Genomic DNA, 15,018 nt, shown 5'->3' with positions numbered 1-15,018 from the left:
AACTATCGAATGCCAATTTTATCTTCTACTTCCAAGTCGTCAATAGTGACAATTGTCACTAATCGCCCGTCACATTTGCATTTTGGATTAGGCAGGACCGACCAAATGCGTGCCTTACGGTGGGTAAATTGCCGACAAATCCCAACTGGAAGCACGGCCCGTTCCCTTCAACCCGCGTTCTGGAAACTTTGCCCAGAACGCGCCTGATCAACCATGGCCTCAATGCGTAATGATTTGAATGGGTTACTTTGGTAAAAGGTTGTACTAATGCGCAAATCGCGCGCTCTTTGCCCCTGCCCCAACGAGTGTGCTGCCCTCAGATAACCATCATGCTCCAGAGGTAGCCAAACGCAAAAATGCCTGCCCACATTCCTGACCTTGGCAAAGCCTGAGCGCTCTGTTGATACACCTACGTCCCCCTTCAACTTGCCAAGTTATCCTGCCATACCTGTAAATGTTTCTAATAGCGCAGGTACCATTGGTGCGATCATTTTTACACCCGGGCCGCTCTGCGACGCTGCACGGCTTTGTAGATCTCAACCACCCACAGCACGATCGAAGCCAGCACGCCCATGAGTAGCCACTGCATGAGCGGAATGGAGGGCAAGCGAAGCAGCGACTGTAGCAGCGGCACCTCGGTTGCCAGAATGTGCAGCCCCAGCGCCACTACCATGCCAATCGCCAATACCGGATTGCGCCGCCATGGCACCCGAAAAGCCGATTCCTCTTCAGAGCGGCAATTGAGCACATGGTAAAACTGCATCAGCACCAGCAGAGTCAATAACAAGGCACGTTTGGTCTCAATATCCACATCCTGCCGAATGAGCCAGATCCAGGCGACAAAGCACCCCAAAGCCATGGTCAGTCCGCTAATCAGCACCAGTTCGATCATCTTGCGGTTGAAAATGCCCTCTTTGGGATCACGCGGCTTCTGCTTCATCACCCCCGGTTCACCCCCCTCAAAAGCCAGGGCTACATCCTGAATCCCGTTCGTCACCATGTTCAGCCACAAAATCTGTACGGCCACCAGCGGCAGGGGCAGGTTGAGCAAAATTGCAGTGCCCAACAGTACCAATTCCGCCAGACCGGTGGAGATGAGCAAGAGCGTCACTTTGCGCACATTGGCGTAAGCGTAACGGCCTTCCTCAATGCCCGCCACAATAGAAGCAAAGTTATCGTCGGTAATAATGATGGTCGCCGTGTCTTTGGCAATATCCGTGCCCGACCCCATCGCTACGCCAATATTGGCCTTTTTGAGCGCCGGCGCATCGTTCACCCCATCCCCGTTGACAGCCACGAACTCACCCAAGCGGATGAAACCATCCACGATTTGCAACTTTTGCTCAGGCGTTACCCGAGCAAACACCGTCTTATGCCGAATTGTCTCGTAAAACTCCGGTACCTCTGGTGTGCCGATCTCGTCTAACTCCTGACCGGTAATGACCTCTTCCTGACTTTCTGCAATGCCTAACTCCCGAGCGATAGCTAGCGCCGTCGCCGGATGATCACCGGTGATCATTACCACCTTGACGCCGGCGCGATGAGCGGTCTCTACGGCCTCTTTGGCTTCGGGACGAAGCGGGTCAATAAAGCAGAGCAGAGCCTCGAAAACCATGCCTTGCAGATCAGCCTCGCTCAACGTGGGGGCCTCGCCAGGGCTCAAATCCTTGCCTGCCAATGCCAGCACACGGTAACCTTCCTTGGCCTTGCGCACGGCCAATTCCGCCAGCGCCTCTGCCGCCAGCGGTTGCTCGCCATCAGGTGAACGGGCGTGCTCGCAGAAGCCCAGAACCGTTTCCACTGCTCCCTTGACCACTAAACGCCGCCCCGAAGGAGTGGCGTAGAGTACGGCGGAGTAGCGCTTTTCGGATTCAAAGGGAATCTCGGCCAGTTTGGGGTGTTCTCGACGCACCTCCTGGTTCGAAAGCCCCAGTTTGGCCGCTAGCGCCAGCAGTGCCACATCCATCGAATCTCCCGAATACTTCCAACGCCCCTCCTCGCGCACAAAGGTGGCCTCGTTGCACAGGGTAGCATCTACCGCCATAGCGCGTAAACGGGCCACAAGGGCCTCACTCAGGGGTTCATGCGTCTTTAGGCTGGCCTCTCCCTCATCGTTATAGCCCTGACCACTGATTACAATTTCAGTACCCTCGGGCAAGACAATTTCCTTAACCGTCTGCTGGTTAACGGTCAGTGTGCCGGTCTTGTCGCTGGCGATTAACGTGCAACTGCCCAGACTCTCCACCGCCGCCAATTTGCGCACAATGACGTGACGTTTGGCCATCCGCCGTGTGGCCAACGAAAGCGCCACCGTCATGGCAACCGGCAATCCTTCGGGGATAGCCGAAACGGCCAGCGCCACCACCAGGATGAAAACCTCGTTCAGGGGCTCACCCCGCGAAAACGACACCACACCCAGCAGGCCGGCAAATCCCAGCACGATGAGGCTGATTTGGCGGGCAAAGCGTTCCATGCGGATGATCAGCGGCGCTTTAGCGCCTTCCTCCTCTTTGATCACCCGAGCAATCTTACCCACCTCTGTGTACGCGCCGGTAGCTACCACTACCCCCAGCCCCCGCCCGGTAAGCACGATGGAACCCGCGTATGCCATGTTCACCCGTTCGCTAATCGGCACCTCTGCCGGAATGGGCTCGGCACGTTTCACCACCCCCTGCGATTCGCCGGTCAGAAAGGCCTCATCCAGGGTCAGGTTATTGACCTGAAGCAGGCGCATATCCGCCGGTACACGGTCGCCCGATTCGAGCAGCAGCACGTCGCCGGGCACCACCTCTTCACTCTCTATCCACAATTGATGCCCCGCGCGCCGCACCCGTGCTTTGACCTTAATCATCGTTTGCAAAGCGTGCGCGCTCTGCTCGGCTTGCCACTCCTGGGCCGTACCAATCACCGCGTTAACCAGGACCACTGCAAAAATAAAAAAAGCATCTTTATAATCCTGCATGAACAGCGCGATGACACCGGCAATGAGCAGGATGTAAATGAGAGGGCTGGCAAATTGATGCAAAAGGACTTGCAATAAAGTAGGGGGTTTGCGCTCGGGCAATTCGTTACGTCCAAACTCGCGCAGGCGCTCAGCTGCCTCCTCGGGGGTCAGCCCATCCAAGCGGGTCTGCAACTTCCGCAGAAGCGTCTTTTCATCGAGCGCATGCCAGGGGATCACACGTCCGGAGGGCTCACGGAACTGTATGCCCGAGGTCACCGTATCCTTGCTCATCTCATCCTCCTTTCCATAATCTATGCCTCATGATGACCAGACGAGCCGCTCCCCCCTCGGGCATATTATACAAAACATAAAAGGCCCTGGGAAACCCCAGAGCCCCTCATACCGTTTCCACCTATTACGTAACTACAAACCTCAGGACTTCCTAACAGTGCTCGAAGCCAAGCACCATCTGCTAGGCGTCATCACGCCTTGAGCATGGCTAGCACGTCATCTGGCGTTTCGGCCGCGAGCAGGCGCGCAACTACTTCGGGTTGCCCCAGAAATTCGGCCAAGTGGCGCAGGGTTTCTAAGTGGGCGCCAGCATCGGGGGCACAAAAGGCAATCACCACATGGACAGGGTCATTATCGGGATTGCCAAACAGCACGGGCTCGGCCAAAGTGATCAAGGAAAAACCTTCGCGCAGCGCCCCTTCCTCCGGGCGGGCATGGGGGATGGCCACCCCTGGCATGATGACACTGTACGGCCCAAGTTCGCGCACGGTACGGATCATCCCCTCAATATACCTGGGCTCAGCAGCCCCAGCGGCGACCAGTAACTGGCCGGCCACACGCACCGCGTCTTCCCAAGTCGTTGCTGGCACACGCAGGGCAATCGTCTCACGGCTCAACATATCCGACCGCCCCTAGAAAGACCTGCGCCGACTGGGAAATTGGGCAATCCACTGCTGGTTGTAGCGATCGCCCTCCGGCAGGTTGGCCGACATCCATACCGGCGGGAGCGTGCCCTGGGTGTGATACCAGCGCATTGCCACCTCGGCGACCAGGGCTTGCAGAATGGCGGCCCCAACCACGGTTGAAAGCGGGGCCACGCGGGGCAACCCCGGCGCGATCTCTACCGCCGCATCGCCCGGGGGAATGTGCGTATCAATTACAAAATCGGCAATCTCAAAAACGCGTTTACCGCTGGAATGGCGGCTGGCCTGGGCACGCGATTGCATCAACGATGTGATAGCCACCACGATCAATCCCTTCTCTTTCCCGTAGAGCGCCACCTCTACCGGCCCCGGGTTGATCCCAGATTGGGAAAAGACGATCAGCACCTCACCCGGGCGTAGGTCGTAACCGTCCATTAACGTGCGGGCATACCCTTCCAGACGTTCCAAGGCGGTCGTGCGCGAGGGGGGGTTTGCCATCAGTGTATAACCGATATCCAGAATGGGGTTGACCGGCACCAACCCCCCGGCGCGGTAACTGATTTCTTCAGCCAGCAGGTGGGCATGACCAGCACCGAAGATGTGTAGCACCCCGCCTTGCACCAGCGAGGCGGTGACCCGTTCGGCCACCTGTGCCATGGTTGCGGCTTCGGTTTGGCGCACCGTCGCTAACGTGTGAAATACGGCTTCAAAGTAATGCTCAATGCCCGATGAACTATCCATAAAGTGATGTTCCTCCTTGGAAAGCGAATGAGGCGGCCGGGCCATGAATGGCCCAGCCGCCATTTAGGTCGCCCCGACTTAACCGCCAAAGAGCGGCAGGATCAGCGAGAGCAGCGGTTTGAAAACCCAGATAATGATGTACCAGTCGGGATCAGCTAATTGGGCCAGTTGCGGCGCGGTGGTGCTCAGCATGGGCATGGTGATCGCCTGACCGACCGCCAGGAAGAGACCGTTAATGGCACCTCCCAAGATGGCACCGCGCACACCGCCAGTGGAGTTACCAAAGACGCCACAGGTACCGCCAGGGAAGAAGAGCATAATCATTGGCGGTACGATCACCGCCCAGCCCAGGGCGCCGAAGAGCACCATCAGGACAATGAAGACCACAAAGGCGGAGAGGAAGCCAAAGAGCACGGCGGTGGGTGCATAATCAAAGACGATGGGGCAGTCCAACGCGGGCTTGGCATTGGGGACGATGCGCAGTGCAATACCGCGGAACGCGGGGATGATTTCACCTAGCACCATGCGCACACCCACCAGCAACACGGTGATCCCCACCGCAAAGACCAGCCCCTGTAACACGGCGTACACAATATAGTTCAAACCACCCGCCTTATCGGCCACGGCAGCCGGGCCAGCGGCCAATGCAGCGATAACCACCACAATGGCAATGACCACGCCAGTGGCCACCGTCACATCCCGGAAGAAGGTCAACCACTTGGGCAGGGACAATTTCTCGGTGCTATCTTCAGGTTTGCCCACGTATTTGCCCAGCACTGCGGAGAGGAAAGCGCCACTGGATGAGGTGTGGCCAAGGGCCAGATCATCGGTACCGGTCACTTTGCGCATCCAGGGCTGAATGTAGGCTGGCTGGAAGGTCCAGTACAAGGCGATGATGACCGAACCGACCGCTACCATGGTGAACATGGAGATATTGGGGTTGATCTCCAGCATGACCGCCACCAGCACCAATGCAATCCAGAACATCAGGTGACCGGTCAGGTAAATGTACTTGAACTTGGTGAAGCGCGCCAGCAAGACGTGAATGATGAACCCAAACGCCATAATCAGGCTGGCCGCGCCACCATAAGTAGCAATGAGAGTATCCAGGCCCATACCGCCCAATTCCACCTGCGGCAGACCAAAAGCACTTTGTAGAATGGGGGTGAAATTATTCAGGGCCTCCACCACAATGCCCGCCCCACGCGACATGATCAGAAAGCCTACTGCCGTCTTGATCGTCCCGGTGACCACATCGCTGAAGGGCTTCTTCTGCACCAGAAGGCCGATCATGGCGATCAGACCGACCAAAATGGCTGGCTGGCTAAAGATGTTATCAGCAATGAATCGGGCTATTGCAATCAGAGTATCCATAAACATCCTCCTCCTGAAGGGATTGGTAGCGACTTATGATCGAGCACAAAATGGGCCCCCCTCAACGCATGAAACTCTTACCTATTCACGCCTCTGCCGATAAAATCACCTCCTTTCGGTCGGGACGGTCTCTCCCGCCTAAATCAGTCCCTTTTCCTTGAGGAATTCGGTAAGTACATTGCGAATTTCCTCTTTGTTGACAAATGACTTAATCGCCCGCACCGGTGCGTGCCCCCCCGAGCAAACCGGCACCAGTGCCGGCGAGGTGAGGATGAGGTCTACCCGTGCCCCGCGGGCCTGTGTGGCATCTGAGGCCTGGACCTGGGCTTCAATCCCCAGTTCTTTGAGCACATCCTCGGTGTACATACGCAAGAGCAGGCTGCTTCCCATACCAACGCCGCAGACGGTCAGAATTGTGAGCATGACTAGCCTCCCATGATCGAGGTTTAAGCCCTGAGATGGGCGTAGAATTTATAGCGATCCCCACGATACACCGATTCGACATACTCGAGCACGGCGTTCTGTGCGTTGCGGGTGACCCGTTCCATACGCAAAACCGCCGCTGGGGGATGTAGCTCAAGCAGGCGTGCTTCTTCCACGTTGGCCAGGGCTGCCTCTACCACCTGAATGGCAGTAGTGGGAACCAAGCCGTATTCCTCCCGCAATACCGCGTAAAGCGAAGCACGGGAGAAATCATGTCTCAGTAAGTCGGGGCACAAATTCTGGGGCAGGTAGGCGGTTTCAATGGCGACTGGCTTTTCGTTCGCCAAGCGCAGGCGCTTCAGTAAGATCACCCCGCTGTTGGGGGAAACCTCCAGTTTGCCTGCCACGTAGGGCGTAGCCGGGATGACGGTGGCTTCCAGCACACGGCTAGAAGCCTGCAGATTGGCACGTTGCATCTGCTCCGAAAAGCCAGTCAGGGCATGATCCTGCTCAAACAGCACCTCGCTGACGTAGGTGCCCTTACCGGCAGCGGTGTAGAGCACACCTTCCTTGACCAACAGTTGAAGGGCCTGACGCACTGTCATGCGGCTGATCCCATAACACTCGCTCAGTTCACGCTCTGAAGGCAACCGATCATGCGGACGTAACTCTCCACGTCGAATCTGCCGCACGAGCAGTTCTTTCAATTGGATGTAGAGGGGAATGGGGCTGTTCGCGTTGAGTTCCATACCGGTCAATCCTGGTCTATACCACTATAGACTATACAAAATTTTTGTCCGCTTGTCAAAATATTTTAAGGTTCACAATCCCTTGCCAGGGGGCTCGGCTCGCCAACCGGATCCCCCTCGCCCCGCAGTAGTGCACCTACATTACGAAGGACTGCCAGAATCTTTCGTCATAGCCGGTTGCATTTGCCCCCCGTCTTGGAGTAACATTTTAACAGTCGCTTATCCAACCTGTGCCTTATTTTGGAGGTGTGTCATGAGTCTGACGCTCACTTGGTATGGACATGCTACGCTGGGGCTCAAAATCGGAGATTATGACGTGCTGGTAGATCCGTTCTTTAGCGGGAATCCGGCTGCCAGTACCGGCGCGGATAGGGTTAAAGCCCAGTTTATCTTGGTCAGCCATGGCCACGGCGATCACATCGGCGATACGGTGGCCATTGCCAAGCGCACTGGCGCGCTGGTCATCAGCAACTTCGAGATCTGCAACTGGCTGGCAGCCAAAGGTGTTAAGACTCACGCCCAGCACATTGGCGGTGGGCATCGTCATCCCTTCGGCTATGTAAAACTCACCCCGGCGCTGCACGGCTCTGCCCTGCCCGACGGCTCCTACGGCGGCAACCCGGCCGGTTTTCTGATCACCACCCATGAAGGTAAAAAGGTCTACCTGGCGGGTGACACTGGTCTGTTCGGCGATATGCGCCTGATCGGCGAAGAGGGCCTGGATTTGGCTGTTATCCCCATCGGGGATAATTACACCATGGGCCCTGAAGACGCCCTGCGCGCTGTCAAGTTGCTCCAGCCCAAGCACGTCATCCCTATTCACTATGATACCTTCAACCTGATCGCCCAGGATGCACGCACTTGGGCGCAACGCGTGGAGCAGGAAACAACGGCCCAAGTGCACCTGCTGCGCCCCGGCGAGTCATTCACCTTGCCCTAGCGCGCGGCAAGATTGTAGAAGTTATACACCGCCTGGCTCAAATTGGCGATGAGCAGGTTGGCGGGGTCAAACAATAACTGCACCGGGTGGTAGAGGAAGATTACCAGCACGTAATTGCCCCCCGGGGTATAGACGATCGCCGCATCGCTAATGGTGTGAATCAGTCCATCACGCGGGTCGGTCACCCACCCGTGCTTGTGGGCAATTTGCGTGCCTTCCGGCAGACCAGCCTCGATGAGCACGGCGATGCGGTTACGCGCCAGGTAATTGATCATGAGGCGGCATTCGCTTTGGGTGATCTGCCCCGGAAAGGCGGCAGCAAACGTCCCCCCGCCAGTCTGAGCGCATTGATAGATATCGCCCAGCAGCGTGCCCGCGTCCATAGCCGTGGTTTGGTTATAAGGGTCGGGGTCGGTTGAGACGTCTGTGCGCTGGTTGGCGGGGGTCTGGAAACGGCGCAACAGGGGAGCGCCAGGGTAGAAGAAGCCGGCTAAAAAGGTGTTTTCCAACCCCAAAGTGCGGATATCCTCTGTGACCATCAGCGGCCCCAGGTTTTTATCCATCACTTGCTCCATCAGGCGATCCGCAGGGTCGTTTTCTGAGAATTCGATCATCGCCTCCATCAGGTTGGCAATCTCCGCCGGCAGAGGTTCCTCCAGGCGCCGGAAGACCGAGACCATGATCGGGATTTTCATCGTGCTGGCAGCGGTGAAAGCAATCCCCGGCGCGACTTTTTGCCCATAGGCATAGGCCAGGTCCAGTTCCTGCCCATTCTGCAGGTCTAGTAGATAAACCTCGGCCACGCCGTCGAAATTGTTGGTGCTCAGAACCTGGCGTAGCATCACCTCCAGGTTTTGCAGCGAAGGGCGCGGTGGCGCGGTTTGAGTAAACACCACATTGACCGTGCGGCGGGTGGGGCTCCGCAGGGCCGAGTCCACCAAAGTCAGTGTGCGCTCCACATCCATCACGGTGCCGGGTTTGCCCGGGTTGAAGGTCGTGCTGCCCGGGATCGGCTCGGCAGGGGTGGGGGGCTGATCGTAGCGCGTGGCCACCTCATTCTCTAGAAAAGCGCGCAGACGGGCTGGGGAGTAGGTGGCACGGAGCGGTACCTCTATCGCGCGAGGGCGCCGACTCCATAGAAAATCCCAAAAAGCGGCCCAGAACGATTGCGCACTCTGGCGTTGTTGTTCGGCCGCCGCCAGCATGCCCTCCAGGTCGAGGCGGAAATCCACCTGGGACGGGCGCAACTGAATGATGGCCTCTCCATAGCGCAGTTCAACCGGCAAGCCATATACCTGGGTCAGGCGCTGAGCGGCTTGCTGGCGATCTAGCCCGCCCACGGGCACGCCAGCGATGCGCGTACCGGCGGGGAAGGTCTCACGCAAGCGGCTGAAACGCACCAGTTGGATGACCGTGAGCAGCACCGCCAGCAAAATTAGAACAACCGAGACCCAGCGCAGGATGATGGGACTACGACTTCTTCGCAATGCAAGCGCCTCCTAATTGCAGCCGCAGGAATTTTACCACCACTGACCTCATGGCGTGATCCCGCGCTGGTAGAGCAGCCACAGCCCGGCCAGATACACCACGCCAATCAGCAGCGCATCGGCTTCCAGCATGCCCCAACGACGCTCCAACCGGATCAAATTGCCCACCAGCGCCAGCGTGGTTAGCAGCATGCCCAGCAACCCAACCAAGACAAAGGCCGGGTCAATTGCCGCCAAAAAGCGCCCCGGCACGTAGAAGACATCCGCCAGACCCAGCGCAAACATGTTAAACAGGTTGCTGCCAAAAAGATTGCCAATTGCCATGTCATCGGCACCCAATTGGGCAGCCGAGACGGTGGTCACTAGTTCGGGCAGGGAGGTGACGAGTGCCACCAACGTTGTTCCGATGAACGTGGTGCCCAGGCCGGTAAGAGTCGCAATCTCGGCGCTGCTGCGCACCAACCAAGGCGTCACATATACCAACGCCACCGTAGCTACGCCAAAGCCAAACAGCGCAACGCCCAGGCTTGGTGTGCCGGGCGGGATGGTTTCCTCATCCAAGGTCATCCCAGCCACGTACTGATGGCGTTGTAGCAAGCGCACGGCCAGCAGGTAGGCCAGGATGATCAGTAGGCTATCGCCACCAACCCAGCCAATCTGCCAGCGAATATCCGCCAGGATGAAAAAAACGGCCATACCAATTATCAACACAGCCAGGCTGCCGGAAAGAGCATGTTTGAGCGCCGCAGTGCGCAGGATGCGTCGCCTGCGGAAAACCAGGTCCAACACCGCCAGCAGGGCCATATTGAACATGTTACTTCCCAAGAGGTTGCCAGCGGCCAGGTTGGCTTCACCTTGGTTGATGGCATTGTAAGTGGTGAGCACTTCGGGCAAGGAGGTGGCCGCGGCGATGAAGATAGCGCCAACAAAGAGGCGCCCCAACCCGGTGCGCAAAGCAATGGCATCCCCATACTCGGCCAAACGCACCGCCGCTAAAACTATGATGCCCGAACTAACCAGAAAGACAAGCCAGACCATGGCTAATCCTCAGTACCCGGTTGTGAAGGAACACCCTTAACCAGTGCCAGGGGCCAGGCCGCGAAGACGCCAGTATCGGGTTGATCCAGATCACCGATCAATGCCTCGGCTTCTTCCAGGCAGCGCCGCGCCATCGCCTCATCCGGGACAATGACCAGCAGGGTGTAATTGCCAACCGCCTCACGGCCTCCGCTTTGCCCATAGAGGTAACGCAAGGCCAGGGGGCGCTTGCAGCTGCGGCGCGCCCAACCCGTGCTTTCCAAGATGGTCACTCCACTAACCCCCACCCGCTCCCACCGCACCAACAAGGGATTCACAAAGCGTTCATTGTCCACCACCATCAGCACCAGGTACATGCCCGCGCGTCCTTTCTAAACAAGGGATCTTCTCCAACACCGCTCTGATTTTACCATCGCTGCCCACGCACAGGTTTCCTCCGTGGGTGCATATCACAGAGAAGCGAGAAACAAGTGTTGCAATTTAGGGTTGGGGATGGTATAATCCGTGCAACACTTGTTTCAATGAGGGCTTTCCAGTGCAGTGGTTGCTTTTTTTGCCCCAACTTCCAGCCACACCTTCCAGCCTGCGGGTCATGGTTTGGCGCAAGATGCGCCAGATTGGTGCGCTGGGCCTGCAGAACGGCGTGTGGGTGCTGCCCGAGCGAGACGATCTTTGGCAATGGTTGAACGAACTGCTGGGTTTCATTCGTCAGCAAGGGGGTGAGGCCTTTCTATTCCACGCCCAGGCGCACTCCCCCGCGGCAGAAGCGCTCATCCGCAAGCGCTTTTGCGCCGACCGCGATGAGGAGTACGGCGAATTTGTGGGACGTTGCCAGGATTTTCTGGCCGAGATCGCCAAAGAGACCCAGCAGGAGAAATTCACTTTTGCTGAGATGGAAGAAATCGAAGAAGACCTGCAAAAACTGGAGCACTGGCTGGGCAAGATTCGCGCGCGTGATTTCTTCGGCGCTGCCCAGGCCGAATCTGCTACCCGTGCACTGGAGGCGTGTCGTCAGGCTTTCGCCACCTTTGCTGCTCAAGTGTATAGCCGCCAAGGCCTCGAGCCGCCAGCGGTTTCGTCATCTCAAACCTTTGATTCGGGAGATACAATACCATGAAATCCACATCCTCTTCGCCTGCCACACTGAGCGAATCCCAGCGCCAGAGCCTTTCCTGGCAATTGATCCTCATCCTGGGCCTGGTCAGCGCCTTGGGAGATGTGACCTATGAAACTGCGCGGGGCATTGCCGGGCCTTACCTGCTCTTCCTGGGTGCCAGCGCCGCGGCGGTGGGGGTAGTTTCCGGATTGGGTGAATTCCTCGGCTATGCCCTGCGCCTAGTCAGCGGCTATCTGGCGGACCGCACACGGGCGTACTGGGCTGCCACTTTTATCGGCTATGGCCTGATCCTGTGCATTCCCCTGCTGGCGTTTGTGAACCGCTGGGAACTGGCCGCTGCGTTGCTCATTTTGGAACGCATTGGCAAAGCCATCCGCTCCCCAGCGCGTGATACCATCCTCTCCCACGCCACCGCCCAAACCGGGCGCGGACGAGGCTTCGCCCTGCACGAGTTTATTGACCAGATTGGTGGCGTGGCCGGGCCGCTCCTCTTCGGACTGGTCTTTGCCGTGCGCCAATCCTACCGCGACGGATTCAACCTGCTGTGGATCCCGGCCATCCTGATGCTGGCCACCCTGACCGTTGCACGTTTGCGGGTACCCACCCCTGAACGCCTCGAAAAGGAAAGCCGCGCAACCGACGCAACCAGCACGCGCCTGCCCCGCGCCTTTACCTTCTACGCGCTGTTTACGCTGTTCAGCGTCGCCGGCTTTGCCACCTTTGCCGTGCTTTCGTATCACTGGAACGCCATTGGCCTGTTTCCCCCTGACCAAATCGCTTTCCTTTATGCTCTGACCATGGGCGTTGATGCGGTGGCAGCCCTGGGAATCGGCCGCATCTACGACCGTATTGGCCTGAAAGGAATGCTGCTAATCCCGTTGCTAACCCTGCCGATCCCCTTCTTGGGTTTTTCGCGCAGTGCTACCCTGGCGCTGATCAGCGTGGTGTTGTGGGGCGTGGTCATGTCGGCTCATGAGACGGTCATGCGGGCAGCCATCGCCGATATGATCGGTAAAGCGCGCCGTGCCTCGGCATACGGCATTTTCAACACCCTCTACGGCGCTGCCTGGTTCATCAGCGGGGCAACCCTAGGCCTGCTCTATGAGCGCTCCCTGAGCGGATTGCTGACTTTTGTAGTGGTGATGGAGGTGCTGGCACTGGCGGCATTCGCAGCCCTTCAGCGCAGTTACTCAGCATCTGCTCCTGCGGCGTGAGCGCGGGTGGGACGAAACACGCGCCAGGCCGAGACCAAGAGGATTAGTCCCAGTAGGAACTTAAGCGCGCCGGGCGCTATCTGCCCGAGGAGCGGACCGGCGAGCCAGGCCCCCAGGAAGGTGCCTGCCCCCATAGGCAGGATCACCTGCAGGCCCTCCTGGGGGCTCAGGCGGCCTTGGTGCAGGTGGCGTAACAAACCGATGGTTACCGTGAGCAGACCAATCAACACGCTGGCCGAGCCGGCTAGCTTGATCTCCATGCCGAAAATAAAGATTAGCGTGGGGATAATCAGTTCGCCCCCGGCCACACCGAGCAGGCTGCTAACTAGGCCAATGCCCAAGCCGGCGATGAAAGCCACCGGATATTGAGCCGCTCCAGTGGCGAGGCCTCTCCCGGCTGGCAGCAAGGGCACACCTGCCTCGACAATTAATAGCAACCCCAGCCCCGCCAAAAGCCCAAAGATGGCCCGCTCCAAGTGACTCTGACGCAAGCGCGGCAGCCATCCGGCACCCCAGAATGCCGCGCTCAGGCTGCCCAGGAGCAAAGCGCCCAGCAAGGGCCAGAACGCCATTACCTGCCCCCATGGCAGCACCCGCCCGCGCACAAAGAGTGCCATCCCCAGGGTCAGAAAACTGATGGCCAGATTCAAGGGGACGGCGCGGCGGCTGGAATAGCCAAGTACCCCCACCAAAAGGGGCAGGCGAAACTCCGCCCCGCCCAGGCCGATCAGGGTGCCAACCAGCCCGATCGGCACCGCACTCAGAAACGCCACTCCCACACGCCGTACTGGGTAGGAGGCCTCAACCTTGTGTGCGGAGCCATGGACGTCGCGAGGCTTCAAATAGTGCTCGGCCCGCTTTCTTTGAGGCGATCTTCCAGCGTGCTGATGATACGCCGCTGGCGGCTGATAATATCTTTGACCACGTCGCCGATGGAGATGATGCCCAGCAAGCGGTCGCCTTCCATCACTGGCAAGTAGCGGGTGCGCTTGTAGGTCATCAGTTCCATGCACTCTTCCACCGTTTGATCGGGATGCACGGGATAAAGTTCGGTGGTCATGATCTCGCGCACCAGGGTGTCTTTGGATGCCTTGCCGTGCAGGATGACTTTGCGCGCGTAATCGCGTTCGGAGATGATGCCCACCAGGCGCTCGCCTTCCATGACGGCCAGCGCGCCAACGTCTTTGTTGGCCATCATGCGCAGGGCTTCATAAACGGTGGCTTCGGGGCTGATAGACCAGATATAATCCCCTTTGACTTGAAGAATGTGTCGCACGGTATTCATCAAAGTAGCCTCCTGGATTGATAAGATGAGCAGGGCGAATAAGGCGGGGTAAATAGCATTAGAGATAGGGTAGGAGCGGTGTGTTTACTACGGGTGGGTGCATGCTTTTACCTAATCTCATCATATCACAATCCTACCTATTGGGCCGGGACGGGGTCGCCTTTTTACTCATTCTGTGATAGGTGGTTTTCAACGGCGCCCATTTACAGATAAATCGTATCAAATTTGGCAATTCGCGTCAATACGGATATGCACCTAGCGGTAGTCAATGACCCACCGCTAGAGAATTGCGGATCCCCTCGAGTCCTGTAGTTGGGGCGGTTGAGAATCACAAGCCCCTGCGCTGGGCAGGGGCTCGATTGAGGATCCAGACCTGAGGTCTTAGTGCCGAATGGTGTTTTCAACACGCCGTGCGGCGCTCTGGGTCAGCATGCCCAGGCCGAGGAAGGTCATCCCCAGGAAAGCCAGGAATGAGATCATGAGATGATGGGTCTGGGTCTGGTCCGCACCGGTCACCGGAATGAGCAGGCCGGGCTGACCACCCGAAGGCGGGGGCGGCGGAGGGAGGGTCGGCGGGGTGGTCGGCTGCGTAGGCTGGCCGGGATCGGGGGTCGGGGTGCCACCAGTGGGGGGAACAATAGCCGTTGCGGTGCCCACCGGCGTTTCTGAAGGCGTGGGAGTGGAGGTGCCCTCTGGGGGCAACACAGTCACCTCGGTCGGGGTGGTCGGTGAGGGCGTCACCTCAGTCGGCTCCGGGCTCGGGGTGGTCGG

At 58.2% G+C, this 15,018-nt stretch carries 14 protein-coding genes and 1 pseudogene; 3 read left to right on the top strand and 12 right to left on the bottom strand.

Features of this window, described 5'->3' with window-relative positions; all coding sequences use genetic code 11:
* Positions 1 to 493 precede the first annotated feature (493 nt).
* The 6 genes from Q0721_RS11135 to Q0721_RS11110 form a co-directional block, all read right to left on the bottom strand.
* Positions 494 to 3,235, bottom strand: coding sequence for an HAD-IC family P-type ATPase (locus Q0721_RS11135; RefSeq protein ID WP_299029840.1), 2,742 nt, complete (start codon positions 3,233 to 3,235; stop codon positions 494 to 496).
* 191 nt (positions 3,236 to 3,426) lie between these two features.
* The gene (locus Q0721_RS11130; RefSeq protein ID WP_299029837.1) at positions 3,427 to 3,855 is read right to left on the bottom strand and encodes a PTS sugar transporter subunit IIA; all 429 of its coding nucleotides are present in this window, start codon (positions 3,853 to 3,855) and stop codon (positions 3,427 to 3,429) included.
* Positions 3,856 to 3,867: 12 nt separating this feature from the next.
* Positions 3,868 to 4,620: an SIS domain-containing protein gene (locus Q0721_RS11125; protein ID WP_299029834.1), complete on the bottom strand. Its 753-nt coding sequence runs from the start codon at positions 4,618 to 4,620 to the stop codon at positions 3,868 to 3,870.
* A 78-nt stretch (positions 4,621 to 4,698) separates the two neighbouring features.
* Positions 4,699 to 5,994: a PTS ascorbate transporter subunit IIC gene (locus Q0721_RS11120; protein ID WP_299029831.1), complete on the bottom strand. Its 1,296-nt coding sequence runs from the start codon at positions 5,992 to 5,994 to the stop codon at positions 4,699 to 4,701.
* Between the two features lie 138 nt (positions 5,995 to 6,132).
* A complete protein-coding gene (locus Q0721_RS11115) occupies positions 6,133 to 6,417 on the bottom strand; it encodes a PTS sugar transporter subunit IIB (protein ID WP_299029829.1) in 285 nt (94 codons plus the stop codon).
* 23 nt (positions 6,418 to 6,440) lie between these two features.
* Positions 6,441 to 7,166 (bottom strand): GntR family transcriptional regulator, encoded by a 726-nt coding sequence (locus Q0721_RS11110; protein WP_299029826.1) that lies wholly within the window; start codon positions 7,164 to 7,166, stop codon positions 6,441 to 6,443.
* Positions 7,167 to 7,419: 253 nt separating this feature from the next.
* On the opposite strand from Q0721_RS11110, the gene Q0721_RS11105 reads away from it, so the two are divergent.
* Positions 7,420 to 8,106, top strand: a complete 687-nt coding sequence (locus tag Q0721_RS11105; RefSeq protein WP_299029823.1) for a metal-dependent hydrolase — start codon at positions 7,420 to 7,422, stop codon at positions 8,104 to 8,106.
* Here Q0721_RS11105 and Q0721_RS11100 read toward each other — a convergent pair.
* From Q0721_RS11100 to Q0721_RS11090, 3 genes are read right to left on the bottom strand one after another with little or no spacing between them, the layout of a single operon-like run.
* Positions 8,103 to 9,593 carry a serine hydrolase gene (locus tag Q0721_RS11100; protein WP_299029820.1) on the bottom strand — a complete coding sequence of 497 codons (1,491 nt, stop codon included), beginning with the start codon at positions 9,591 to 9,593 and terminating at the stop codon, positions 8,103 to 8,105. The genes Q0721_RS11105 and Q0721_RS11100 overlap by 4 nt on opposite strands.
* Before the next feature lie 48 nt (positions 9,594 to 9,641).
* Positions 9,642 to 10,631, bottom strand: coding sequence for a hypothetical protein (locus Q0721_RS11095; protein ID WP_299029817.1), 990 nt, complete (start codon positions 10,629 to 10,631; stop codon positions 9,642 to 9,644).
* Between the two features lie 2 nt (positions 10,632 to 10,633).
* Positions 10,634 to 10,987, bottom strand: coding sequence for a hypothetical protein (locus Q0721_RS11090; protein WP_299029814.1), 354 nt, complete (start codon positions 10,985 to 10,987; stop codon positions 10,634 to 10,636).
* 179 nt (positions 10,988 to 11,166) lie between these two features.
* On the opposite strand from Q0721_RS11090, the gene Q0721_RS11085 reads away from it, so the two are divergent.
* Entirely contained in the window at positions 11,167 to 11,748 is a 582-nt protein-coding gene (locus Q0721_RS11085) for a Chromate resistance protein ChrB (RefSeq protein ID WP_299029811.1), read from the top strand.
* The gene (locus Q0721_RS11080) at positions 11,745 to 12,962 is read left to right on the top strand and encodes an MFS transporter (protein WP_299029808.1); all 1,218 of its coding nucleotides are present in this window, start codon (positions 11,745 to 11,747) and stop codon (positions 12,960 to 12,962) included. Before Q0721_RS11085 ends, Q0721_RS11080 begins: the two co-directional genes overlap by 4 nt.
* Here the strand turns inward: Q0721_RS11080 and Q0721_RS11075 are convergent.
* From Q0721_RS11075 to Q0721_RS11065, 3 genes and pseudogenes are all read right to left on the bottom strand, one after another.
* On the bottom strand, positions 12,935 to 13,804 hold the full coding sequence (locus Q0721_RS11075; RefSeq protein WP_299029805.1) for a sulfite exporter TauE/SafE family protein: 870 nt from the start codon (positions 13,802 to 13,804) through the stop codon (positions 12,935 to 12,937). The two genes, Q0721_RS11080 and Q0721_RS11075, sit on opposite strands and share 28 nt — an antisense overlap.
* Positions 13,801 to 14,247 carry a CBS domain-containing protein gene (locus tag Q0721_RS11070; RefSeq protein WP_299029802.1) on the bottom strand — a complete coding sequence of 149 codons (447 nt, stop codon included), beginning with the start codon at positions 14,245 to 14,247 and terminating at the stop codon, positions 13,801 to 13,803. Before Q0721_RS11070 ends, Q0721_RS11075 begins: the two co-directional genes overlap by 4 nt.
* A gap of 381 nt (positions 14,248 to 14,628) precedes the next feature.
* Positions 14,629 to 15,018, bottom strand: a pseudogene (locus Q0721_RS11065) (hypothetical protein); the annotation flags it as partial.

The sequence above is a fragment of the uncultured Thermanaerothrix sp. genome (assembly GCF_938028735.1).
GTDB lineage: Bacteria > Chloroflexota > Anaerolineae > Anaerolineales > Anaerolineaceae > Thermanaerothrix.
The sequence above is the reverse complement of the archived record's forward strand: the minus strand, read 5'-3'. Positions and strand labels throughout refer to the sequence as shown.